We start from the raw sequence: 22186 nt of genomic DNA, 5'->3' as shown, positions 1-22186 counted from the left end.
CCTCAGACGGTTTCGAGGAGCTTTTCGTCGGCGATCAGGGTGCGGGCGAGGACCTTGTAGCCCTCACGGTCGAAGAACACGGTGATGCGATCGTCCTCGGTGCTCATGACGACCCCGTCGCCCCAGTCGACGTGCCGCACTCGTGTCTGGACTGCGTACGGGTCATTCTCGATCACGTCAGCGGCCTCCGACGTTCCTGCGTCGCAGCGATCGCAGTTGCCGCAAGGTCTCCCCAGTGTTTCTCCGAAGTAGCCGAGCAGGTACTGCCGGCGGCACCCCTGGGTTTCGGCATAGCCGCGCATCATCTCGATCCGTGACTCGTCGATCCGCTCCCGCATGTCCGCTTGGGCCTCAGCCAGGTCGACGGCGTCGTCGGCCGAGCCCCTGAACTGGCTGGAGAGGTGGATGCCGGCCGGCACCCGTTCGACGACGACCGCGTCGTGCAGCAGGCCGACGAGACCGCTGACCTTGCGCGGGTTCGCATCGACGGTCTGGGCGAGATCGGCATTGCGCACAGGCCCATCGGCCGCTCGGAGGGTCTCCACGATCGCGTGCACGAGCTCGGAGTCGGGATGCCGAGCGGCGAAGAAGCGGCGCAGGCCCAGGTCCTCGGCACGATAGTGCAGCTGGATCGTCGCCGGTTCACCGTCTCGACCGGCACGGCCGATCTCCTGGTAGTAGCTGTCGAGGGATTCCGTCACGGCGGCATGGATGACGAACCGCACGTTCGGCTTGTCGATTCCCATTCCGAAGGCGTTGGTGGCGGCCACCACGTCGAGCTCGTCATCGAGGAACGCTTCGTGGACGCGAGTCCGCTCCTTGGCCGGAAGCCCTGCGTGATAGGCGGCTGCCCGCAGGCCCCGCTCGGTGAGTGCGGCCGCGTACTCCTCGGCCGCCCGCCGGGTCGCGACATAGACCAGACCCGGAGTGGTCTGCGCGGAGACCTGCTCGATCACGGCCTCGCGCTTGTCGCTGTCGGACTCGTGCCGCGTGACTCCCAGCCACAGGTTCTCCCGGTCGAAGCCGCGGGTGAGCACGAGAGGGTCGCGGAATCCGAGACGCTCGACGATCTCGTCGCGCACCGGCGGGGCGCCGGTCGCGGTGAGCGCGAGGGTCGTTGGATGCCCGAGACGATCGATGACGGCGCCGAGTCGCAGATAGTCCGGGCGGAAGTCGTGCCCCCACGCGGACACGCAGTGCGCTTCGTCCACGACGAACAGTGAGACGCCGACGGCGGCGAGCTGATCGACGACCTCCGGCTTCGCCAACTGCTCAGGGGCGAGGAAGACGAACTCGGACTCACCGACGGCGATCGTCTCCCACGCGGCCTCATTGCGCGATTCGCTCTGCGCGGAGTTCACGGCAACGGCTTCGGGTGCGTCGGGGGCGTCGGCCAGGCCTTCCATCTGGTCGAGCTGGAGGGCGATGAGGGGAGAGACGACGACGGTTGCCCCCTCGACGAGCATGCCGGCGATCTGATAGATCGCCGACTTGCCGTACGCCGTCGGCATGACGCACAGGGTGTCCCGCCCCGCGGCGAGCGCCGTGATGGCGTCTTCCTGACCGTGGCGCAGCTGCTCCCAACCGAAGGCATCTGCGGCGAGTTCACGTGCGCGTTCAACAGTGGATGTCATGTCCCAGACCTTTGCGCATCCAGTGCCCGGGCGCAAGACGGGTTGCGTCGCCGGGCGCTCACCCCTTGAAGTCCTCGGGGTCCACCCCTTCGATGAACTTCTTGAACTCGTCGAGCTCGTGTTCGGTCTCCTCGTCGGCCCCGCTCTGATCGATGAAGGAACCGGGGATCGCGGCTTCCGCCAGGACTTCCTCGGCGACGAACAGAGGCGCGTGCATCCGCACCGCCAGGGCGATCGCATCCGAAGGTCGGGCATCGATGACATGCGCTCCGGACGGACCGCGGAGAGTGATGGAGGCGTAGAAGGTGCCGCCGTCGATGCGCTCCACCTCGACCCGATCGACATCGGCGTCGAGGGCGTCGAGGAGGGTCTTCATCAGGTCGTGGGAGAGCGGCCGCGGAGCCGACGCTCCCGAAACGGCGACGAGGATCGATGTCGCCTCCTGCTCACCGATCCAGATCGGCAGCACCCGGCTCTCGCCGAGCTCCTCGACCAGCGGCTTCAACAGCACGATGTGCTGCTGCTTGGCGTCGAGCGCGACGCCGAGGACATGTACCTGAACCATGACGGCTCCCGTCGTTCGAGCAGATACTGCCATCGTAACGCCACCGCGGGGTTTCGTGTCCGGGCCGGGGTCTAGCGTGAATGCTCACTCGGTCCTGGACATGGGTTCGGGGCCGCTCGCCGCTTCACAGCGGCTCCAACGAAAGGCAGAGCAATGACGGTCACAGACATCCCGGTCAGCTCAGACCCGGCGCACGGCAGCGAGGAGGTCAGCGTCCACCTGCGATTTCCCGCGAGCCTGGCGCTGTGCATCATCGCGGCGGTCTTCACCACCGGCTCGCATCCCCGTGCCGTGGCCAATGTCGTCGAGCGATACGTTGCCAGGCACGGACGGACCGACGGCGCCAGGGCACTGCAGTACTCGATCGCCGGAGGGGGAGGTGCGCGTGCCTGGGCCGCCGACGTGGTGGAGAACCGCAAGCCTGCGAACACTCATCCCGGTGCTCCCCTCAAAGCCGAGGTGATCGAACAGGCAGTGCAGCTGATGGTCGGTCTCGACATCGACACGGTTCCCGACCTGCAGGCAGTCGTCTCGGACGCACCGACCGCCAATCCTGTTCTCGAGGGGTGGACGCGGCTGCCGAGTCAGCGCTCTGGGGCGACGTACCACCACCTGCTCACGATCGCCGGGCTGAGCACTCCGAACGCCGGACTCGAGGAAGGGCAGAGCTCCGACGCGTGAGGGCTCGGCTCAGGCCTGGGTGCTGCGGCGTGCATCCGCCCAGATGTCGATGCCTGAGTCGACTGCGTAGTCGTCGATCTCGGCCAACTCCTCGTCCGTGAACGGCTCGGCCGCCAGAGCCGCGACATTGTGTTCGAGCTGCTCGACCCGGCTCGCGCCGATGACCAGGGAGGACACGCGGTCGTCGCGCAGAGCCCAGGCCAGCGCCATCTGCGCCAAGGACTGGCCGCGGCGCTTCGCGATCTCGCCCAGGGCACGGATGCGAGCCACATTGTCCTGGGACAGGAACCCCTCTTTGAACGACGGGGCCTTCCTGCCCGCACGAGAGTCCTCGGGTACACCTCCCAGGTATTTGTCCGTGAGCAGACCCTGGGCCAGAGCAGAGAAGGCGATGACTCCGAGCCCCTCGGATTCGGTGGTGTCGAGGAGACTGTCCGTCTCGATCCACCGGTTGAGCATGGAGTACGAGGGCTGGTGGATGAGCAGCGGGGTGCCGAGATCGCGGGCGATCGCCGCCGCAGCTGCGGTGTCTGCGGCCGAATAGGAGGAGATTCCGGCATAGAGGGCGCGGCCGGAGCGCACAGCGGCGTCGAGCGCGGCCACCGTCTCCTCGAGCGGCGTCGAGGCATCAGGGCGATGGGAGTAGAAGATGTCGACGTAGTCGAGGCCCAAACGGCGCAGGGAGGCGTCGAGACTGGACAGCAGGTACTTCCGGCTGCCTCCGGGGCCGCCATAGGGCCCGGGATGCATCGCCCAGCCGGCTTTGGTCGAGATGATCAATTCGTCCCGATACGACTTCAGGTCCTCAGCCAGCAAGCGCCCGAAGTTCGTCTCCGCCGAACCTGGAGGCGGGCCGTAGTTGTTGGCCAGATCGAAGTGGGTGATGCCGAGGTCGAAGGCGCGGCGGACGATGTCACGTTGGTTCTGGAAGGGAACGTCGTCGCCGAAGTTGTGCCACAGACCCAAGGAGAGGGCGGGCAGCACCAGACCTGAGCGGCCGACCCGACGATACGGAATGGAATCGTAGCGATCCTCAGCTGCCTGATACACGGATGCTCCTTTGCGACGATGGGCGAGGTGACAGCGGTCGTGAGACCCCGCGACAGGATCTCACCCTGCTGTGACCAGTCTAGATGTCTCCGCCGAGACCTTCGGCGCGGGCGCGGACGATGGCCTCGGACCTGTCGCGCATTGACAGTTTCGCGAGCACAGTGGCCACTGTGTTGCGCACTGTCTTCGGATTCAGCGAAAGCCGGCTGGCGATGGCAGTGTTGTCGAGGCCGTACGCGACCAGGTCGAGGACTTCCCGCTCCCGCGGAGTCAGCTGGGGGAACGGCAGCCGAGCAGCCCTCTGTCCGCCCATGACATAGGACAGAGCCTGCGCGGTGACGCTTGGGGAGAGGATGAGCTCTCCCGCCGCCACGGCCCGGACTGCCCGCTCCACGGAGTCCGGTGGTGCCGATTTCACGAGGAAGCCGCGTGCACCCGCTCGGACGGAGGCCACGACGGCGTCGTCATCCTCGTGCATAGTCACGACGAGAACATTGATCCCGGGGTGCTGCTGGAGCAGCTCCCGGGTGAGGTCGACCCCCGAGCCATCTCCGAGATCGAGATCCATGAGTACGACGTCGACCGACCCAGGACCGGGCGACGCGAACAGTTCGCGGGCGTCTGCGACGCTCGAGGCCTGGCCGGTCACGGTGATCCCGGGCAGGGAATTGAGCAGAGCCGTCATCCCCATCCGGAACACGGGATGGTCATCGATGACGACGACCCTGATCGTTCCCGGCTCCTGCCCGCGCGGCGCCGGCTGGCCTGCGGTCATGGTGACACCTCGAGCGGAACGAGGGGCAGCTGAGTGCGCACGAGGGTTCCGCCGCCTTCTGCGGGTCCGATGCTGAATCGGCCGCCGAGCTCTTCGACGCGTTCGCGCATCGAACGGGTGCCGACTCCGTCAGCGGAGTCGGGTGCTCGTCCCACTCCGTAGTCCCGGCATTCGACGACGATTCCCCGAGGCGCATCGACCGGCTGCGGGTCATCGGTCCACTCCACTCTTGCCTCCGCGTCGTCGACTCCTGCATATCTGGAGCTGTTGAGCGAGGACTCGGCGATGACCGCGTACGCGGCAGCCGTCACGCGGGCATCGAGTCCACGCAGGGAGTTGGGATCGTGGGCGAGCAGGCCGCCGAGCTTGAGAGTGAAGCCCGTCTGGGCGTAGCGGGAGGCGAGCTGCTCGACGGCAGCGGCCAGTCCGCGTTCCTCAAGGACCGGCGGCAGCAGGCTGCGCGAGAACAGCCGGATGTCCTGGACCCGTTGCGCCGCCTCGTTCTGCAACGCCTCAAGCACCTCATCAGCGGTCTGCGGATCCGAACGCAGCACATTGCGTGCCCCCTGGATGCCCAGGTGCAGTCCGGAGAGCCACGGCCCGATACCGTCGTGGAGCTCGCGCCGGATCAGCTGCCGCTCGGCCAGGCGTGCCCGGGACGTCGCCTCCCGTGCCCGATCGGCGACATCCCTGGCCTGCGTCGCGGCATCCTTGGCCTCGGTCACCTCGGCGGTGGCCCGGATCAGGCTCAGGCCCACGGCGAGCAGGGGTTCGACCCTCGCGAGGGCGTCGAAGGTGCGCCGGTCGAGCCGCTCACCCGGGCGGGGAGTGAAGGTCAGGGTCCCGAGCTCGGCACCGACCGCCTCGGCGGTCGGTGATTGGTTCGCAGTCACCGCCTCGGTGCCGGCAGACGCAGCAACCGCCTCGGCGCCGGTGGCGGGGCTGCGCACCATGGCCCTCTCCAGGGGCGGGCTCGTCGGGGTGCCCCAATGCCCGGCCGTCGCGCCATCGGGCAGAGTCAGGGTCACCGACTCCAACCGCAGCGTCTCACCGATTGCGGCAGCGAGCCTGTCCAGGAGCTCGGCCGGGCGGCTGGGGGTGGTCAGGCTCGCGCCGATCTGCAGGGCGGCACGTCCGGCCGAGGCCGCTTCGCCCCACACCAGACGGCGGACCCGGGCGTCGAGGCTGGACCGGATCGGCTGGACGGCGAGGACGACGCCGACAGCGGCGACGAGCTGGGCGATCGTGGAGTTCCCGACCAGGGACGACGCCGTCCACACGAGCGCCGCGTAGACGATGACCATGATCAGGGTGAGCAGCCCCGCGAGCACTCCGCGGCTCACAGCAAGATCGATGCCCCATAGCCGGTTGCGCAGCACGGTGACCAGCAGTGCACCGGGGAACAGGGCCTGGCAGGCCAGGTGGGAGATCGGGACGAGGAAGAGGACGCTCGTCGAGGTGTACGGAACCAGCAGCAGGGGGAGGAACGACGCCGCCATCACCGCGGTTCCCAGGGCCAGGAGGCCGAGCCCGTTGCGCTCGTCCACGGGCCCGAAGCGGTGGCGCCGGTGCACAGTCGCGGCGGTGACCAACCCCCAGGTTACGACGCCGATGAGGACCCACGTGTTGTCGCTCGTCGGGAACACGAGGCGCTGAACGGTGAGTGCGAGGGTGACCGCGATTCCCACGGCCAGGCCGCACGTGGAGCTGCGGGGCAACGGTGTCTCGCGCACGAGCCACGGCACGACGAGGAACAGCGCGAGGGTGCCCGGCACCCAGGCAGAGCCGAAGAGGAAGATGCCGGCGTCGTCGGCCGGGAGGTCGCGGGCCATGGCGAACGATGCCCAGCCGCCGCCCAGAGTGGCAAGGCCTCCTCCCACAGCGGTGAGGGCGGTGAGCCAGGCCACGGGGTGGCTGCGACGGGAGAGGATCACAGCGGCGACGGTCCCGTAGACGAGGCCGACCATCGCGTCGACGGCGAGGAACAGCGAATCGGGGGTGAGCTCGGCGCGGCTGGCGATCTGCAGCAGCACTCCCGCCAGGGCCGGCAGCGCTGCTGCGATCAGCACGGCGATCCCCGCCCGAGGGCGTCCGGCACGGCGGACCTGCGGCGTCGTCATGGCTGAACAGTACCGCGCGGGCCGAACCGGCGGAATACCCCGCGGTGAGGACATCGCGGGGCAGTCCGCTGCAGCCTCTGGCCGAGGCGCGCGCACGGTCAGCGCCGGTCGCCCAAGGCGAAGCCGAGGGAGACGATGAGCACCCAGACCGGGCCGATGAATCCGGCCAGGTATTGGAACGGCGAGACCCCGGTGAGGATGATGAGCAGGCCGAAGATGAGCGAGACGATGCCGATCCACCGGTGCACTGCCCCATGCCGCAGGGAGGCCGCCGCCACCGCTAGGGCCGACAGTCCGGTACCCACCCACAGCCAGGGGATCGTCGCTACCCAGTCGGTGTAGAAGGCGACGGATTCGGGCACGTACGTCGACGGGTCCGAGAGGCCGAGTGCGAATTGGGTGTTGAGGCCGCTGCCCAGGAGCAAGGCAACCGTGGTGAGCATGATTCCGCCGAGAGCGACTTGACCGTGCAGCCCGCTCGCAGGCCCCTGCTGGTCGAGCCTGCGTTTGAGGCCGGCGCCGAAGACGGGCAAGGCGAGGAAGGTGAGCATGGACAGGACATGGAAGACGATGAAGGCCATCTGCTTGCCCGCGGCGTCGGCGAGCATGGCATCGGCGTCGCCCGCTGAGGCCGCCCAGTTGATCGAGGTGGCCAGAGAGGCCTGAATCGTGGCGATGCCGAGCGCACCGGCGGCAACTCCGGTCCAGGCCCACGCTCGGGGCGGGCGGAGCGCGAGAGGGTGCTGATGCGCAGGAGTGGTCGGGGTGGTGTTGGCTTCGGGAACGGTGGACATGGGACCTCCTTGTTGAGTGCCCTGCCGGGATCGGCGGAGCGTGCGAGGTCAACATTCGTCCGGGCGGCGTCCCGGGCACCAGGGCCGGGTGCCCGGAACTCCGGGCAGTCTCAAACGGTCGGCTGCCTCGGCGCTCAGCCCTCGAGCCGTCGGTGCAGGACGGCGTATGCCAGATCGAGGACAGCTGGATTCTCCGTCAGATTGCAGCCGGCATTCGCGGCGAGGAACTGGCCGTTGATCTCGAAGGCCAGAGCTGCCGGTTCCACGACCGTGCAGCTGTGGGAATGGGTCGGGGACGGAGCGACGACCTTCAGCCAGTGAGGACCAGTGCTGTCGGCCGAAGGGCACTCGCAGTCCGCGGGTGCCCTCCGACCGGCCGGGTCTGGCTCAGCTGAGTTCGGCCGTGGTCACGCAGGTGGCATCGGCGTCGCTCGTCGTGGACAGGGGAACGTCGGCATTGAGCCCGCCGCTCTCCAGATGCAGTTCGGCCTCGATTCCGCGCGGCAGCCAGAGGCCGACGAAACCGTTGTCGAAGCTGGTCCGGGTTTCGTCGATCACCGTCTCGCCCGTCGTGCTGTCGGTGACGGTCACATCCACCTCGGTGTTCGACAGTTCACCGAGGCAGGTCGTGAGACTGTGGAAATGGCAGTCGTGGGTCTGCGTCCGGTAAGGGGCGACCGAGACATAGACCTCGTCATCGGGCATCGGCAGCGCAACCTCGCCGAGGCTGCTGCTCAGTTCCAGCGCGTCCGGGCGAACGGACGCCAGCAGGTCGGTGGGCCGTTCGGCGACCGGTGTCGAGTCCAGGGTGTCGATGATCTCCCGGACGTCGAGGCCGTCGAGCCCGTACTCGGTGAGGATGGTCGAGTCGGTTGCGGGCTTCATCTCAGGTACGGGCTTCTCCGTGGCGCAGCCGGACAGTGCCAGGGCACCGACGAAGAGGGCGGAGGCGAAGAGGCGCAGGGATCGCCGAGATGGAATTGATCGTGACATGGGTGTCCTTCGGATCGATGTGGTTGTCAGTTCGGCACGTGGCCTCAGAGTTCGGAGAGCAGCGTCCGCATCGTCTCGATCTCCTTGGTCTGGCTGGCCACGATCTCCCTGGCCATGTCGACCGCCTCCGCGTGCTGACCCTCCTCGATCTCCGTCTTCGCCATGGCGACGGCACCCTCGTGGTGTTCGATCATCTGCTCGAGATACAGCTTCGAGGCGGAGGGCCCGTCCGCGTCCTCCAGCGCCTTCATGTCGTCGCCGCTCATCATCCCGTCACCGTGGCCCGCATGGCCGGAGCCGTGGTCGGCCCCGACGTTCCACTCGTCGGACCACTTCTTCAGCTGCTCGATCTCGGGACCCTGGGCCTCCTTGACGTCCTTCGCCAGCTGAGCCACCTTGGGGTCGGCTCCGTCTTTGGCGAGGAGCATGTCGCTCATCTCGATCGCCTGCTGATGATGCGGAATCATCATGGTGGCGAACTTGGCGTCGGCGTCGTTGAAGGCGGCGGACGAGGCGGAGGCGGATGGCTCGGCACTGTCTCCGTGGCCGCCGGAATGCGATCCGCTGTCACCACAGCCGGTGAGGGCGAGTGAGGTGGCCAGGGCGATGGTGCTGAAAGTGCAGAGTCGATTTCTCATGTCAGTTCTCCTTGTGTCATCTGTTCGTGTCGTCGGTGGCGGTCCGCCCAGGCGGATTCGACTGAGCGGTCGGGGCGGAAGCCCCCATCACGTCCGACTGATGCACAGAACCGTCAAGGAGGGTGCCCGTGGGCGACGGGCATGCCGTGCCGGAAGAGGTTGCCGAGCGGCGATCCGGTGCTCGGCGTGGAACCACTGCGGTCGGACCCGGGGAAGCGCGAGGACGAGAGCGACGGCGAGCAGCGCCAGGACACAGCCGAGCATCATTCCCACATGGCCATCATGCGGTTGACACCCGGGACAAGCGGGCAGATGCTCCGACGCGGACGTGTGCTCCGTCGGTTCCGCCTGTGCCGACGAGTGGTCCGTCGCCGACGACTGGTCCGCGTATGCGGTCGAGTGACCCGCCGCCGAGGCGTGCGCACGGTCTGCCGAAACGTGTCCGTCGAGCTGTTCGTCGGAATGCGCGGAATGGTGTACATTGCCCGCGTCGGCAGATGAATGCTCGGAGATGGAATGCGGTGAGGACTGCGCCCACAGGGCGGCCGGGCTGCCGTGCATGGCCAAGATGTGCATCGACAGGAGTCCGACGATGATCGGCACCGCCAGCAGACCGCCGAGCACGACGACGCGCAGAGCCGAGAAGCGGCTCGGGTGAGGCGAACAGGCGGAAGTCGTCGGCATCACGAACATTCTACGGCGATCACCCCTGATACCCCAGCCCCCTATCGAAACACCGTCGGCCAGAGGCGGCGACGATCGGGGCATCGTCACCGATTAGCATGGAGAGGGAAGCAGCCCGTGGGACGACCCGCAGGCGTGAGCACGAGCTGGGACGGCCCTGCAGAAAATCGAGCAAGTGGTGGTGCAGACACTCCGACCGACGACTCTCCGAACAGTTCTCACTCCGAAAGCACTCATCCGGCTGGTTCTGGGATGGGGCGCCTTCCTCCTCACGATCCCGGCCCGACCGATTCTTGCCTCTCCTCTCCCCGGCCCCGCACTCATTGCGGTCCTCGCAGCGATCGTGCTGGTCATCGTCGTCTGCGCCTTCGGGGTCGTGTCCGAAGCCGAGCATCTCGCCCGGCGCCTCGGCGATCCCTACGGCACCCTGGTGCTCACCCTGTCGATCGTGCTCATCGAGGTCATTCTCATCTCCGCGGTGATGCTCGGTCCGGGCGAGCATGCGACGATCGCCCGCGACTCCGTGATGGCGGTGTCGATGATCATCCTCAACCTCGTCGTCGGCGCAGCCCTTCTCGTCGGCGGGCTGCGCCACTCCCGGCTCCGGCCGAACCGGGCGGGGGTGTCGGCTTATCTGTCGGTGCTCGTCGTCCTCACCGCGGTCGCCTTCGCCCTGCCCGCGGTCATCGGCAGTCGGGGAGCGTATTCGCCGACGCAGGAGATCCCGATCATCGTCCTCACAGTGGTCCTCTACGCGTTCTTCCTCTGGCGGCAGATAGGAGCCCAAAGCGAGGACTTCCGGGAAGTGGGGCTGATGAACTCGGACGCAGAGTTCGCACCCCAGCAGAACGCGCGCGCCGAGGTGGTCGCTCGGACCGCAGTGCTGGTGGCGACGGTGGTCCCCATCGTCCTTCTCTCCCATGACATGGCGGCGCTGCTCGACGACGGGCTGAACCGCCTCGGCGCTCCGATCGCTCTGTCCGGGATCCTCATCGCGATGATCGTCTTCCTGCCGGAGACCATCACGACCATCCGCGCCGCATACATGGGTGAGATCCAGCGCGTGAGCAACCTCTGCCACGGGGCATTGGTCTCTACGGTGGGTCTGACGATTCCCGCGGTGCTGACGATCGGCCTGCTCACCGGACAGACCGTCATCCTCGCCGAGACTCCTGCCAATCTGGTTCTCCTCGGCGTCACGCTCCTGCTCACCGTCACGACGTTCGGCGGCGGTCGGGTCACCGCGCTCCACGGCGCACCCCACCTGCTGCTGTTCGTCCTCTATGGACTCAGTGTCTTCGTCTGAGCCGCCCTCAGGGGCGCGATCTGCCTTCCCTCAGGCGTGAAGTTGGACCGCTCGAGCCACGATTCGAACGCTCTGCGCACGTGCGGCCATTCCCCGTCGAGGAGCGAGAACCATGCCGTGTCACGATTGCGCCCCTTGGTCACGACCGCCTGTCGGAACGTGCCCTCGTAGGTGAACCCGAGGCGAGCGGCCGCACGACGGGAAGGTTCATTGAGGGCGTCGCACTTCCATTCGTAGCGGCGATAGCCGAGGTCGTCGAAGGCGTAGCGCATGAGCAGGTACTGGGCCTCGGTCGCCGCCGCCGTGCGCTGGAGCAGCGGGGAGAACGCGACGTAGCCGACCTCGATCACTCCGTTGGCGGGGTCATGGCGCATGAGCGAGAGGGTGCCTACGGCCCGGCCCGTGGGAGCGGCGATGACCGCATAATGACGCGGATCGGTCTGAGCGGCGGCATCCTCGGCCCAGACCCGATAGTCGTCGAACGAGTCGAACGGACCCACGGGCATGTACGTCCAGTCACGGCCGTCGGAGGCGGAGGAGAAGGCCGCGAAGAGTTCGGCGGCGTGACGGTCGGGGTCGAGTCGCTCGAGGTTGCAGTGCTGCCCCTCGAGGCGCAGCGCTTCGGGCAGCCGCGCCGGTGCCCAGTCGGGGAGTGGATCGCCGACCGACTGACCGTAATCGTTCGTCGGCATCAGGACCTGCTGTCCGCAGCAGGTGCAGGCGCGGCGTCGTAGGTGACCCAGTGCGTGCGGCGGGCCACCTGATCGTAGAGGGCCTGCGCCTGGTGGTTGTCCTCGGCGGTGATCCACCGGACGACGGAGCGGCCTTCGGCGCCGGCGATCTCCTGCAGGTGGGCGATCAGGGCGCGAGCCACTCCGCGGCCGCGCGCCTCGGGGACGGTGAAGAGATCGTCGAGCCAGATGCCGACGGTTCCGGTCGAAGGCCGGGAGAAGCGACGGAAGTGGGCGACAGCGACGATCCCGTCCTCAGTCTCGGCGACAAGCCCCTGGCACTCGTGCTCGGGATCGCGCAGCCAGGACCACACTCGCGAGACGACCTCATCCGACTCCTGCAGACGGTAGAACTCGCGGTAGCCGTGGAAGAGTTCGCGCCACCGGTGCTCATCAGAGGCTTCGAGCGGACGGACGGCGGGCGGCTGGTGCTGGTTCATCGGGTTCTTCCTCATCTGTTGGATCCGCTGGTGTCACTGAGGACCAGACTACGAGCGGTTCCGGACCATGGACAATGCCGGAAATGGTGATTACTGCTGGACCAGTAAAATGAGCGAATGCGTCATGCCGTCCCCTTCCACCTCGTCATCGTCCCTCCACCGGCGGGCCGATCCCCTCGTGAATACCTCGTGGAGGAGCTGCGGACCGCGTTGCTGGCCGGGGAGATCCGCGCGAACGAGCCTCTGCCCTCGTCCCGGGTGTTCGCCGAGGCGATGGGAGTCTCCCGTGGCACAGTCGTCTCCGTCTACGAGGAGCTCGCCGGCGAGGGTTACGTCGTCAGCGTGCCGGGGTCGGGGACCTTCGTGGCGGAGGATCTCCCACGGCCCGACCTCGCTGCCGCCCCGACCCCTGCTCGATCGGCTTCAGGTCGGCGGGGGCGAGGGGTGCCTCGACACCAGTCTCCGAATCCGCATTCGCGGCAGGCGTACGCGGCACCGCCGCATTCGCGGCAGGCGAACGCGACACCGGCCTCCGGTAGGGACGTCGCCGCTGTCAGGGCGGTCGTGAACCTCTCTCCAGGCAGCCCCTCGACGAGGTTCGGGGAGAACAGGGAATGGATCTCGGCGTGGCGCGATGCCGTCAGGCACGATCTGCCGAGCCTGCCTCCTCCCGACGGCGGCGACCCCGAGCTGCGGAAGTCGATCGCCGCTCATCTGCGGATGGCCCGCGGGGTCCGCTGCGATGTCGAGGACGTCGTGGTGACCGCGGGAACCAGCGACGGGCTCGGGCTGCTCCTCCACGGACTGCGCGCCGCAGGTGCCCCGGGGCTGCGAATCGCAACGGAGAACCCCGGCTACCCAACAGCGCGGAAGGTCATCGACCGCCTCGGCGCGATTCCGGTGCCGATCTCCGTGCGGGAGGGCGGAATGGACCTGGCAGAGCTGGGACGTGCGCCGGGACCGTTCGCAGCGGCCCTGCTCACTCCCAGTCATCAATACCCGCTGGGCGGCAGGCTGCCCGTGGCGGCCAGGCTCGCGCTGCTTGAGTGGGCGCGGAAGGCTGACGCCGTCATCATCGAGGACGACTACGACAGCGAATTCCGCCACGGCGCTCCTTCGCTGCCCGCCATCGCATCCCTCGACACCGAAGGACGGGTCGTGCTCATCGGCAGCTTCTCGAAGATCCTCACCCCGTGGCTGCGCTGCGGCTACCTCGTCATCCCTGATCCCGAACTCCGGGCGCGCGTCCTCGAAGTGCGAGCGACTCTCGGCCAGCCGGTGTCGGGTTTCGTCCAGTCCGCCCTGGCTGAATTCCTTCGCAGCGGGGGGCTCAAGCGTCACCTCGTCCGCGTCGGGCGGGAGTACCGGCACCGCCGCTCCCTCGTCATCGCGGCAGCGGCTGAGCTCGGACCGAACGTCAGACTCGACGCCGTCGAAGGCGGGCTGCACGCGACCCTGTCGTGGACGACAGGGAGGACCGACGCCGAGGTAGTCGCCGCCTTGGCCGCGCGCGGCGTCGGTCTCGCCGCGCTGAGCGCCTACTACCACCGGGACACACGGCCTGGCCGGCGGGGGATCGTCTTCGGCTACGGGGCTCCGAGCGACCTCGAACTGCGCACGGCGCTCGCCGCGATCACAGAGGTCCTGAACAGCTGACCTGCTGTCGCACAGACGGGCAAGGCGTGTTTCGGGTTATCCTCCGCGAGGCAACGGGTCTGCTCCACTGCGGGCGGAGAGCGCACGGCGTATGGTCGAAGACATGAACAGAATATTCAACGCCATTCGTCAATCCGGCTTCCGGCGCGGACCACAGCGAATCGTCGGCGGCATCGCCGGCGGTCTGGCTCAGTCGCTGCACATGAACGTGTGGCTGGTCCGCCTTCTCATCCTCGTCGCCTCACTGCTTCCCGTCGTCGGGGTCGGGGCCTACCTCATTGCCTGGGTTCTCACCCCATGGCAGGACAACTCCATCCCCCTCGAGCGATCCCTCGGCGGTCCCCGGCTCAACTGAGTCCTCCAGCAGGTCAACGCCGTCTCCGGTGGTGACGCCGGGGACCGACTTCGACGGTGTGAATGCGCTGGGAGAAGGACACGAATAGACTGGGCGCAAATCGGCTTGCGACAATGACGCCGGAAGGATGCGCCAGTCATGAACTCAATAGTTCTCCTCCTCGTGGGTCTGGGGATCTTCGCCTTGGGATACTTCGTCTATTCGAAGTTCCTCGGGAAGAGGATCTTCCAACTCGACCCCGACTTCTCCACTCCAGCCCATGAGCTCAAGGACGGGGTGGACTATGTTCCGACGAACAAGTACATCCTGTGGGGACACCACTTCACCTCGGTGGCGGGGGCCGCGCCCATCGCAGGTCCTGCTGTCGCCGTGATCTGGGGCTGGCTGCCCGCTTTCCTGTGGGTGACTCTGGGCACGATCTTCTTCGCCGGGATGCACGACTTCGGAGCGCTGTGGGCCTCTGCCCGCAACCGCGGGAAGTCGATCGGCTCACTGTCCGAGCGTTACATCGGCAAACGCGGGGCCAGCCTGTTCCTCGTCATCATCTTCGTCCTCCTGCTGATGGTCCTCATGGCGTTCGCCGTCATCATCAAGGATCTGCTCATCAGCAATCCGGAAGCCGTCATCCCCTCCTGGGGTGCGATCGTCGTGGCGCTGCTCGTCGGTCAGGCGGTCTACCGGTACAGGATGAACCTCATCGCGGTCACCGTGATCGGGGTCGTGGCGCTCTACGCGCTCATCCTCCTCGGCGATGCCTTCCCGATCGTGCTGCCGGACCCGATCCTCGGCATGTCTCCGGCCACCTTCTGGATCCTCGCCCTCATGCTCTATTCCGCCATCGCCTCACTGCTGCCGGTCTGGGTTCTCCTCCAGCCGCGTGACTACATCAACGGAGTCCAGCTCTTCATCGGCCTCGGAATCCTCTTCGGAGCGGTGCTGCTCTCGGCACCGACTGTCGTCGCCCCGAGCTGGAACACTGCGGTGCCGGAGGGTACGCCGAGCCTCGTGCCGCTGCTGTTCGTCACCATCGCCTGCGGCGCGATCTCGGGATTCCACGGTCTGGTCTCCTCGGGCACCACGTCCAAGCAGCTCGACAAGGAACCCGACGCCCGATTCGTCGGGTACTTCGGAGCCGTGGGCGAGGGCCTGCTGGCTCTCGGCGCGATTCTGGCCACCACCGCCGGTTTCAAGACGGTGGCGGAGTGGGAGTCCGTCTACACGGCATTCAACGAAGGTGGAGTCGGAGCCTTCGTCTCCGGCGGAGGCGCCATCGTCTCCGACGGCCTCGGCCTGCCCGCCTCACTCGCGGCCACAGTGCTGGCCACCATGACCATCCTCTTCGCAGCCACGACTCTCGACACCGGTGTGCGACTGCACCGCTTCGTCATCCAGGAGATCGGCGAATCCTTCGGCTGGAAGGTCGGCAAGTACACCGCCACCGTGATCGTCGTCGGACTGGTGCTGGCACTGACGTTCAGCCAGGGCCTCGAGGGAGAGGGCGGACTGCGGATCTGGCCGCTGTTCGGAACCACCAACCAGCTGATGGCTTCACTGACCCTGTCGATCCTGGCCGTCATCCTCCTGCGCAAGCGCCGCAATCCGTGGCCGGCGCTCATCCCACTGGTGTTCGTGTTCGTCATGTCGTTCTACGCCGCCATAGTGCAGCTGCAATCGCTCACGGCTGACGGCGACTGGCTGTTGCTGGTCATCGACATCGTCATCATCATCGCCGCGGTCTGGGTGGCCGTGGAGGCGATCGGCGCGATGCGCCGCGCGCGCATCGACGAGCCGGAGGCGCTCGATGCGGACGCCGCCTACTCCAGTCGTAACAGATGACCGATTCTCCTGCTGACGGGCGCTGGGCCACCTGGGCCCGGCGCCTGTCGGCGTTCTCCGAGGGGCTGCGCGAATACTACATGGGTCCGTATCGGCGCACCTTCGCGCGGGCTCAGCGGGACGAGGACGACTTCTTCACCCTCATTGTCCTGGCCGAGGCCCTCGGTGTGCCGGACCCGGCCGCCTACTACACTGCTGAGCTGATGCCCGTCCTCTATGAGAACTTCCACGACTGGCACCGTCGGATGGGCATGCGCCGGTCACCCTTGGAGCACATCTCATGCTGCTGAAACTCCTCGAGACCCGCCGGGTCATCTTCGTCGGTGGCAAGGGCGGTGTGGGCAAGACCTCCGTCGCATCCGCGCTCGGTGCTTCCTTCGCCGAGGCGGGGGACCGGGTTCTCGTCGTCTCGACGGACCCTGCCCACAACCTCGGTCACCTCTGGTCGACCGAGATCGGCGATCGACCGAGGCGGCTCCTGGCGGCTGACACCGGGCATCTCGACGGTCTCGAGATCGATCCCGAGGCGACAGTGTCGCGGCACTTCGCCGCGGTCGGGGCGACCATGGCCGAGCTTGTGCCCGAGCACATGCAGGAGGCTGCCCGCCGGCATCTCGAGTTGGCTCGCCATGCCCCCGGCAGCCATGAATCCGCGATTCTCGACCGGATCGCCGAGGTGGTCGCCGACGGCTTCTCCGACTATGACCGGATCGTGTTCGACACGGCACCCTCCGGACACACCGTGCGGCTGATGGCTCTGCCCGGCCGCCTCTCGACGTGGACAGGAGAACTCCTCGCCAATCGGGACAGGTCCGAGAAGTTCGCCTCTGCCCTGCACGGTCTCGGGGGAGCGAAGGCGCAGCGGGAGGACGCGGACTCCCGGCTCCGGGCGACTCTCCTCCGCCGTCAGGAGCGCTTCGAGACGCTGCGTTCGACCCTGCTCGACGCCGATCGCACCGCGTTCATCATCGTGTTCACCGCCGAGGCGATGCCGGTCGCCGAGACCATCGAACTGCACGGACACCTGAATGATCTGGGCATCGACGTCGCGGGCCTGGTCGCCAATCGTCGTTCACCCGACGATGCCGGGGAGCTGCTGGCTGGGCGGCGACGGGCGGAGGCGAAGCTCCTCGACCGGGTGCGTGAGCAGCTGCCCGAGGTCCCAGTCACCGAGCTTCCGCTCCTGCCTTCGGCCACAGCCCAGCGCGGCGAACTCGATGGGCTGATCGAGCACCTGCGGCGCGAGTGAAGCTTCTGCCCTGTCGCCGGTTGCGAGGGCGTACTAGGATCGGGAGTGGCGCGACCCAACGCCCACCCCCGCCGCCGGCGCCCACGCCACCGGACCCACGGGGCAAAGGAGGTTCAGCCTTCGGGTCATCGGCTCAGTGGCACCTTCGTGTGCGGGCGTGTCTGCGGTGCGTGGGACCAGGATTCTGCCCGCGTGGAAGGAACCATCATGGTCCAGAACAAGCATTTCAAGAGTCTTGTCCGCGAGCGGATGAAGAAGACCGGCGAACGCTACACCACGGCCCGCCTGCGCATCATGGCAGCTCGCCCGACGCCTGCCCCTGAACCCGGCCTGCTCCCGGGATATCCTGCACTGCCGATCGGAGCCGATTCATCGACCGCCCAATATGACGCGGCACTTTGGCACCGGATCCTTGCGCAGGCCGGAGTGGAGAACCCGCTCACCGGCGAGCCCTTCAGCCCCGCGATGCTCGCCGGGCTCGGCGGAGGGATCGGCTTCATGTTCGCCACCTTCAGCTACCAGGAGCTGACCACCGCGACCGTGGTGCTGCGTGCCCATCCCGAGGCCTATACGGACCGGATGCTCGACCGTTCCGGTGTCGCCCTCGACCGCACCGGCACCACGGGGGCGAAGGCGGCAGCCGACGCACTCGACTCCGCCCTGGAGGCGGGCCGAGCATGCGTCGTCCGTGTGACCCACGGAGCGCTCCCCTGGATCTCCTCAGATGGTCCGCTGTACCAGGAATCGATCGACATCGCCGTGGTCGGGCGGGACGGGGACGACCGCCTCGTCGACGGAGGCGGATGGAGCCCGGGTGAAGACGACGCCGACCGTCTGCGCCGGCTGAAGCGGACTGAGCTCGCCGAGGCCAGGCGCAGACGCAGGGCCGACCGGCATTGGGCCGTGAGCATCGCGACCGAACCCGGCGGGCACGGCATCGAGCAGCTCGCCGAACAGGTGAGGATCGCGATCGCGGAGACGACCGGCCGGCTGCTGGGAACGCTGCCGCTGGAGGGCATCCCGTCGTCATGGCTGCCGAAGTTCGGGGTGCAGGGTATGCGTACCTGGGCGGGACTGTTGCGCGATGAACGCTCGAAGCGGGGATGGTCGACACTGTTCGCCGACCAGCGACGTCTGCGGGAGGGCCTGGAGATGGTTCAGCTCACCGCAGGCGGAAACCGGTGGGGCGGGCCAGGGGGTCTGCGTGGGCTCTACGCCGATTTCCTGACAGAGGCGGCCGAGCTGCCCGGCCTCGGAACTCTCGAGCAGTCTGCGGCCAGCTACCGGAGACTGGCACCGCTGTGGGACGGCCTCATTGACGAGAGCAACCCCGATGTCACCGCGGAGGGCCGCTGCGCCCACTTCGCTCGTCTGGCCGACAGACTGGACGAACTCGCCGACCTCGAAGCCCGGGCGGCACGTGAGCTCGCCGAGGCGGCCGCTGATTGAAGTGCGCCCTTCGACCCGACCGGGGGCGGAAGACAGACTGCCACGGCCGTGATCGGTCCGCCGGGACCTCGCCAGACGGACCGATCGGCGCTCAGAGCGCGTGCGCCGACGCGAAGACGTCGTGTGGGTCGAAGCGCTGCTTGAGTGCGCGCAGACGCTCGACGGCCTCACCGAAACCGGCATCGCGGTCGGCGCCGCCGTCGATGAAGTTGAGCATGAGATTGGAAGCCTTCCACCGTTCGAGCGCGGCCAGTCCTGCCCGCACCGCGTCATCCGCCTCCGCCTCCGCTTCAGGAAACGGCACCATCGCCACCGTGTGAGCGAGATATGCGCCCTCGGCCGAGGCGACCGCGCCGGCGTGCTCAGGTCGCCGCGCAATCGCACCACCTAGATGGCGCAGTTCTGCGAAGAACACCCCCGGCGTGGCACCAGCCGCGACGAACGCCTCCACTGCCTCGGCCGGGAGCTCCATCAGCATCGAGTGCGCCGTCACGGCGGGTGTCGGCCCGGGCGGGTCCATGTGCACCGCGAGGAGGCCTGCGGCCGGGATGCGTGTGAACGTATCCATCTCGGGGGCCAGCGCGCGGAGCGGCGCGAGAAGCGCGGACGCCACGGCATCCGTCTCCAGGATCGCCCCGTCGATCACGACCACGGATCGGCCCGACAGAAACGGTGGCAGTTCGGGCAGCGGCGGGAAATTCATCACCCGAAGCGTGGTCGTCGCGGACTCGGGCGCTGTGGCGGTCCATTCCGCCCATGTGTGTGAGATCTCGACCGCTCGCGATGCATCCCACAGCATCATGCCGGCGAACACATCGGTGTACGACAGCAGATCGAGCTCGAGCGAGACGACGACGCCGAAAGCCCCCGAGCCACCGCGCATCGCCCAGAAAAGCTCAGCGTTTTCGTCGGCGCTCGCTCTCACAAGGCTGCCGTCGGCGATGACGACCTGCACCGCTTGGACGGTGTTGATCGCAAGCCCGTGGGCGCGGGCGTAGAATGACAGGCCGCCGCTCAGGGTGTAGCCGACGACGGAGACATCGCCCGCACTGCCGTGCAGCGCGGTCAGACCGTGGGGCGCGGTGGCCTCGATGACGTCGTTCCAGAGCGAGCCACCCAGCACCCGGGCAGTGCGCGTGACAGGGTCAACAGTCACCCCGCGCATGCCCGCGAGCGAGACGAGAACGACGTTGGCGAGATCGGTATCGGCGAGCGCGGCGGCGGCGTGGCCGGTCGACTGCGGGGCGACGCGGAGTCCGGCTGCCGCGGCGGCGCGGACGACCTCGACCACCTCTTCGGGAGTCTCGGGCCGGACCACCGCGTAGGGACGTTGGTCAACGGCCACGTTCCACGGCACGCGTGCCGCATCGTAGCCGGGATCTCCCGCGAACAGGACGCGGTCGCCGAGCGCGTCCCGAAGGGATGCCGGTCGCGCGTCGGCCGTGGTGGTGAAGTCGGCAAGGGTCATGATTGCTCCTGGATGAGAGTCGATTGGGACACTTCTACTCTGGCTGGCGGCGGCGGGCGGGGAACATCCCAGTTCGTGTGGGAATCTCCGCCCCCAGATGCCTGGGGGTAGCGACGGAACGCTGCACGGGAGCACACTTGGTCCATGACTTCGGCACTGGCGCTCGGTCGCGCGCGCAGCGACATCGACGTGATCTCGCGCGCAGGCTTGCCGCTGCACAGCTTCGTCGACGAGACGGCGGCCACGCTGCAGCACGTCGTGCCGTTCGTGGCGGCGTGCATCTCGACGCTCGATCCGGCGACGACGATGATCTCGAGCTCACGCAAGCTGGGTGAGCTCGACGGCCGCAACGAGCAGGATGTCACCTGGTCGCAGATCGAGTACGGCAGCGACGATCCCACCTCGATCACCGCAATGGTCGCAGCGGGTCAGATCGCCATCGGCATGAATCATGTGACGCAGGGGGTGCTGGACCTCTCGGTGCGCATGTCCCAACTCCTCGTGCCCCACTTCGATTTCCGCGACGAAGCGCGCGTCGCGTTCGTCGACCGCAACGGCGCCTGGGGACACATCTCGCTGTTCCGGGGCAATGGCGAACCGGCGTTCGCGGTGGAAGAGCTGGACTTCCTATCGGCCGTCGCGCCGGCGTTCACCCGCGGCTTCCGCACCGGCCTGCTCGCCAAGCTCAGCAGAGAGGAGGCCGGAGCCCAGGCGGGCCCGGCGGTCGTCGTCTTCGACTCCCACGACCGCGTCGTGCAGTCGACTCCGGGCGCGCATGCGCTCCTTGCACAGATGATTGCCGTGCCCGGCATGGCCGACCCATTGACGTCGGCGCAGGCACTGGTGAGCGGCGCCCGCCGCTTCGCCCGCGGCGAGGTCGGCACCGTGCCGCGGATCCGCGCCCGCACGGCGGATGGAGTCTGGGTCGTGCTGCACGCGTCGCCACTCGGCGGTGCCGGTGACCGCGCTGGTGACGTGGTCGTCACGATCGAGGAGGCGCGACCGCAGGACGTCATCGACCTGATCGGGGCTGCGTTCGACCTCACGCTCCGCGAGCGAGACGTGGTCACGGCCGTGCTGCGCGGCATCGACACTCGGGGGATCGCCGCAGCGCTGCACCTCTCGCCTTACACGGTCCAGGACCACCTCAAGTCGATCTTCACCAAGGCCGGGGTCTCCAGCCGGCGTGAACTCGTCGCGCGCGTGTACTTCGATCAGTACGTGCCTCGAATGGGTGCCCGCATCGGCCCGAGCGGCTGGTACTCCGGTGGCTCCGGTGTGTCGAGGACGGCATTCGCCGCCCCACGCCGTGAACCTCAGGAGCTGTGACCGCCGGCCCGGCCGGATGCTCAGGGACGTCGGCCGACGCGGAGCCGCCGGGCGGTCCCTGTCGCCCACGAGTAGATCCAGCCGTTGCCCGACGGCATAATGAAGCAATGTGGATCGGGTGAATCGAATTCGACCTGTTGCTCGGCGACGTACATTCGCTGAAGGCCAAGCGGGCGGTGGTGCGCCCGCTCATCGCCGGCCTCAGGCGGCGGTACGAGGTCTCGGTGGCCGAGGGTGATCACCAGGACCTGCACGGACGCGCGGCCATCGGTATGGGCCTGGTCGCCGGGGACAGAGTCGTGTGGACGAGATTCTGGACCAGGTCGAGCGTTTCGTCGCCGAGTGCCCTGAGGTCTGTGGAGCAGTGACGACTGAGCGAGTTCCAGCGGAATCGTGCTGGTGACACTCATGTTCCGTGGTGGGCCCCGCGAGG

General features: G+C 67.7%; 22 protein-coding genes and 1 pseudogene. 10 read left to right on the top strand and 13 right to left on the bottom strand.

What is annotated here, in order from left to right:
- Positions 1-2: 2 nt before the first annotated feature.
- Together RIT73_RS07285 and RIT73_RS07280 are read right to left on the bottom strand one after the other, a co-directional pair.
- The gene (locus RIT73_RS07285; protein WP_309131403.1) at positions 3-1634 is read right to left on the bottom strand and encodes a RecQ family ATP-dependent DNA helicase; all 1632 of its coding nucleotides are present in this window, start codon (positions 1632-1634) and stop codon (positions 3-5) included.
- A 58-nt stretch (positions 1635-1692) separates the two neighbouring features.
- Positions 1693-2199 carry a bifunctional nuclease family protein gene (locus tag RIT73_RS07280; RefSeq protein ID WP_309131402.1) on the bottom strand — a complete coding sequence of 169 codons (507 nt, stop codon included), beginning with the start codon at positions 2197-2199 and terminating at the stop codon, positions 1693-1695.
- A 153-nt stretch (positions 2200-2352) separates the two neighbouring features.
- Here RIT73_RS07280 and RIT73_RS07275 point away from each other — a divergent pair, with 153 nt between their 5' ends.
- On the top strand, positions 2353-2880 hold the full coding sequence (locus RIT73_RS07275) for a hypothetical protein (protein ID WP_309131401.1): 528 nt from the start codon (positions 2353-2355) through the stop codon (positions 2878-2880).
- Between the two features lie 9 nt (positions 2881-2889).
- On the opposite strand, the gene mgrA is transcribed toward RIT73_RS07275, so the two are convergent.
- From mgrA to RIT73_RS07235, 8 genes are all read right to left on the bottom strand, one after another.
- Complete coding sequence (mgrA, locus tag RIT73_RS07270) at positions 2890-3930, bottom strand: L-glyceraldehyde 3-phosphate reductase (protein ID WP_309131400.1); 1041 nt, start codon at positions 3928-3930, stop codon at positions 2890-2892.
- A 79-nt stretch (positions 3931-4009) separates the two neighbouring features.
- Positions 4010-4705 carry a response regulator transcription factor gene (locus RIT73_RS07265; RefSeq protein ID WP_309131399.1) on the bottom strand — a complete coding sequence of 232 codons (696 nt, stop codon included), beginning with the start codon at positions 4703-4705 and terminating at the stop codon, positions 4010-4012.
- A complete protein-coding gene (locus RIT73_RS07260; protein ID WP_309131398.1) occupies positions 4702-6825 on the bottom strand; it encodes a histidine kinase in 2124 nt (707 codons plus the stop codon). The genes RIT73_RS07265 and RIT73_RS07260 overlap by 4 nt, the downstream gene beginning before the upstream one ends.
- A 98-nt stretch (positions 6826-6923) precedes the next feature.
- Positions 6924-7619 carry a hypothetical protein gene (locus RIT73_RS07255; protein WP_309131397.1) on the bottom strand — a complete coding sequence of 232 codons (696 nt, stop codon included), beginning with the start codon at positions 7617-7619 and terminating at the stop codon, positions 6924-6926.
- Between the two features lie 134 nt (positions 7620-7753).
- Positions 7754-7885 (bottom strand): hypothetical protein, encoded by a 132-nt coding sequence (locus RIT73_RS07250; protein ID WP_309131396.1) that lies wholly within the window; start codon positions 7883-7885, stop codon positions 7754-7756.
- Positions 7886-8006: 121 nt separating this feature from the next.
- Entirely contained in the window at positions 8007-8612 is a 606-nt protein-coding gene (locus RIT73_RS07245) for a CueP family metal-binding protein (RefSeq protein WP_309131395.1), read from the bottom strand.
- Between the two features lie 44 nt (positions 8613-8656).
- The gene (locus RIT73_RS07240; RefSeq protein ID WP_309131394.1) at positions 8657-9250 is read right to left on the bottom strand and encodes a DUF305 domain-containing protein; all 594 of its coding nucleotides are present in this window, start codon (positions 9248-9250) and stop codon (positions 8657-8659) included.
- An 87-nt stretch (positions 9251-9337) separates the two neighbouring features.
- Positions 9338-9934 carry a hypothetical protein gene (locus tag RIT73_RS07235; protein ID WP_309131393.1) on the bottom strand — a complete coding sequence of 199 codons (597 nt, stop codon included), beginning with the start codon at positions 9932-9934 and terminating at the stop codon, positions 9338-9340.
- A gap of 178 nt (positions 9935-10112) precedes the next feature.
- Between RIT73_RS07235 and RIT73_RS07230 the strand changes: the two genes are divergently transcribed.
- A complete protein-coding gene (locus RIT73_RS07230) occupies positions 10113-11240 on the top strand; it encodes a calcium:proton antiporter (RefSeq protein WP_309131450.1) in 1128 nt (375 codons plus the stop codon).
- On the opposite strand, the gene RIT73_RS07225 is transcribed toward RIT73_RS07230, so the two are convergent.
- Both RIT73_RS07225 and RIT73_RS07220 read right to left on the bottom strand, forming a co-directional pair.
- Positions 11216-11932, bottom strand: coding sequence for a GNAT family protein (locus tag RIT73_RS07225; protein ID WP_309131392.1), 717 nt, complete (start codon positions 11930-11932; stop codon positions 11216-11218). The two genes, RIT73_RS07230 and RIT73_RS07225, sit on opposite strands and share 25 nt — an antisense overlap.
- The gene (locus tag RIT73_RS07220; protein WP_309131391.1) at positions 11932-12411 is read right to left on the bottom strand and encodes a GNAT family N-acetyltransferase; all 480 of its coding nucleotides are present in this window, start codon (positions 12409-12411) and stop codon (positions 11932-11934) included. The genes RIT73_RS07225 and RIT73_RS07220 overlap by 1 nt, the downstream gene beginning before the upstream one ends.
- A 117-nt stretch (positions 12412-12528) precedes the next feature.
- On the opposite strand from RIT73_RS07220, the gene RIT73_RS07215 reads away from it, so the two are divergent.
- From RIT73_RS07215 to RIT73_RS07190, 6 genes are all read left to right on the top strand, one after another.
- Positions 12529-14067: a PLP-dependent aminotransferase family protein gene (locus RIT73_RS07215; RefSeq protein ID WP_309131390.1), complete on the top strand. Its 1539-nt coding sequence runs from the start codon at positions 12529-12531 to the stop codon at positions 14065-14067.
- Positions 14068-14170: 103 nt separating this feature from the next.
- Complete coding sequence (locus RIT73_RS07210) at positions 14171-14422, top strand: PspC domain-containing protein (RefSeq protein ID WP_309131389.1); 252 nt, start codon at positions 14171-14173, stop codon at positions 14420-14422.
- A 138-nt stretch (positions 14423-14560) separates the two neighbouring features.
- Positions 14561-16258 (top strand): carbon starvation protein A, encoded by a 1698-nt coding sequence (locus RIT73_RS07205; protein ID WP_309131388.1) that lies wholly within the window; start codon positions 14561-14563, stop codon positions 16256-16258.
- A complete protein-coding gene (locus RIT73_RS07200; RefSeq protein ID WP_309131387.1) occupies positions 16255-16548 on the top strand; it encodes a cory-CC-star protein in 294 nt (97 codons plus the stop codon). Before RIT73_RS07205 ends, RIT73_RS07200 begins: the two co-directional genes overlap by 4 nt.
- The gene (locus RIT73_RS07195; RefSeq protein ID WP_309131386.1) at positions 16539-17507 is read left to right on the top strand and encodes an ArsA family ATPase; all 969 of its coding nucleotides are present in this window, start codon (positions 16539-16541) and stop codon (positions 17505-17507) included. Before RIT73_RS07200 ends, RIT73_RS07195 begins: the two co-directional genes overlap by 10 nt.
- A gap of 207 nt (positions 17508-17714) precedes the next feature.
- Positions 17715-18956: a DUF4872 domain-containing protein gene (locus RIT73_RS07190; RefSeq protein WP_309131385.1), complete on the top strand. Its 1242-nt coding sequence runs from the start codon at positions 17715-17717 to the stop codon at positions 18954-18956.
- A gap of 91 nt (positions 18957-19047) precedes the next feature.
- On the opposite strand, the gene RIT73_RS07185 is transcribed toward RIT73_RS07190, so the two are convergent.
- The gene (locus RIT73_RS07185; protein WP_309131384.1) at positions 19048-20424 is read right to left on the bottom strand and encodes an FAD-binding protein; all 1377 of its coding nucleotides are present in this window, start codon (positions 20422-20424) and stop codon (positions 19048-19050) included.
- Positions 20425-20568: 144 nt separating this feature from the next.
- On the opposite strand from RIT73_RS07185, the gene RIT73_RS07180 reads away from it, so the two are divergent.
- The gene (locus RIT73_RS07180; RefSeq protein ID WP_309131383.1) at positions 20569-21753 is read left to right on the top strand and encodes a helix-turn-helix transcriptional regulator; all 1185 of its coding nucleotides are present in this window, start codon (positions 20569-20571) and stop codon (positions 21751-21753) included.
- Between the two features lie 122 nt (positions 21754-21875).
- Positions 21876-22156 (top strand): annotated as a pseudogene (locus tag RIT73_RS07175) (DUF503 domain-containing protein).
- The last annotated feature ends 30 nt before the right edge of the window (positions 22157-22186 follow it).

It is taken from the genome of Brevibacterium sp., from assembly GCF_031179145.1.
Classification (GTDB): domain Bacteria; phylum Actinomycetota; class Actinomycetes; order Actinomycetales; family Brevibacteriaceae; genus Brevibacterium.
This window is presented reverse-complemented; position numbering and strand designations above follow the sequence as displayed.

Coding starts and splice junctions, on each gene's coding strand:
- RIT73_RS07190 (WP_309131385.1), top strand. CDS start 17,715: ATGGTCCAGAACAAGCATTTCAAGAGTCTTGTCCGCGAGCGGATGAAG.
- RIT73_RS07285 (WP_309131403.1), bottom strand. CDS start 1,634: ATGACATCCACTGTTGAACGCGCACGTGAACTCGCCGCAGATGCCTTC.
- RIT73_RS07180 (WP_309131383.1), top strand. CDS start 20,569: ATGACTTCGGCACTGGCGCTCGGTCGCGCGCGCAGCGACATCGACGTG.
- RIT73_RS07280 (WP_309131402.1), bottom strand. CDS start 2,199: ATGGTTCAGGTACATGTCCTCGGCGTCGCGCTCGACGCCAAGCAGCAG.
- RIT73_RS07215 (WP_309131390.1), top strand. CDS start 12,529: ATGCGTCATGCCGTCCCCTTCCACCTCGTCATCGTCCCTCCACCGGCG.
- RIT73_RS07235 (WP_309131393.1), bottom strand. CDS start 9,934: ATGCCGACGACTTCCGCCTGTTCGCCTCACCCGAGCCGCTTCTCGGCT.
- RIT73_RS07265 (WP_309131399.1), bottom strand. CDS start 4,705: ATGACCGCAGGCCAGCCGGCGCCGCGCGGGCAGGAGCCGGGAACGATC.
- RIT73_RS07200 (WP_309131387.1), top strand. CDS start 16,255: ATGACCGATTCTCCTGCTGACGGGCGCTGGGCCACCTGGGCCCGGCGC.
- RIT73_RS07220 (WP_309131391.1), bottom strand. CDS start 12,411: ATGAACCAGCACCAGCCGCCCGCCGTCCGTCCGCTCGAAGCCTCTGAT.
- RIT73_RS07255 (WP_309131397.1), bottom strand. CDS start 7,619: ATGTCCACCGTTCCCGAAGCCAACACCACCCCGACCACTCCTGCGCAT.
- RIT73_RS07185 (WP_309131384.1), bottom strand. CDS start 20,424: ATGACCCTTGCCGACTTCACCACCACGGCCGACGCGCGACCGGCATCC.
- RIT73_RS07245 (WP_309131395.1), bottom strand. CDS start 8,612: ATGTCACGATCAATTCCATCTCGGCGATCCCTGCGCCTCTTCGCCTCC.
- RIT73_RS07195 (WP_309131386.1), top strand. CDS start 16,539: ATGCTGCTGAAACTCCTCGAGACCCGCCGGGTCATCTTCGTCGGTGGC.
- RIT73_RS07260 (WP_309131398.1), bottom strand. CDS start 6,825: ATGACGACGCCGCAGGTCCGCCGTGCCGGACGCCCTCGGGCGGGGATC.
- RIT73_RS07210 (WP_309131389.1), top strand. CDS start 14,171: ATGAACAGAATATTCAACGCCATTCGTCAATCCGGCTTCCGGCGCGGA.
- RIT73_RS07240 (WP_309131394.1), bottom strand. CDS start 9,250: ATGAGAAATCGACTCTGCACTTTCAGCACCATCGCCCTGGCCACCTCA.
- RIT73_RS07205 (WP_309131388.1), top strand. CDS start 14,561: ATGAACTCAATAGTTCTCCTCCTCGTGGGTCTGGGGATCTTCGCCTTG.
- RIT73_RS07225 (WP_309131392.1), bottom strand. CDS start 11,932: ATGCCGACGAACGATTACGGTCAGTCGGTCGGCGATCCACTCCCCGAC.
- RIT73_RS07275 (WP_309131401.1), top strand. CDS start 2,353: ATGACGGTCACAGACATCCCGGTCAGCTCAGACCCGGCGCACGGCAGC.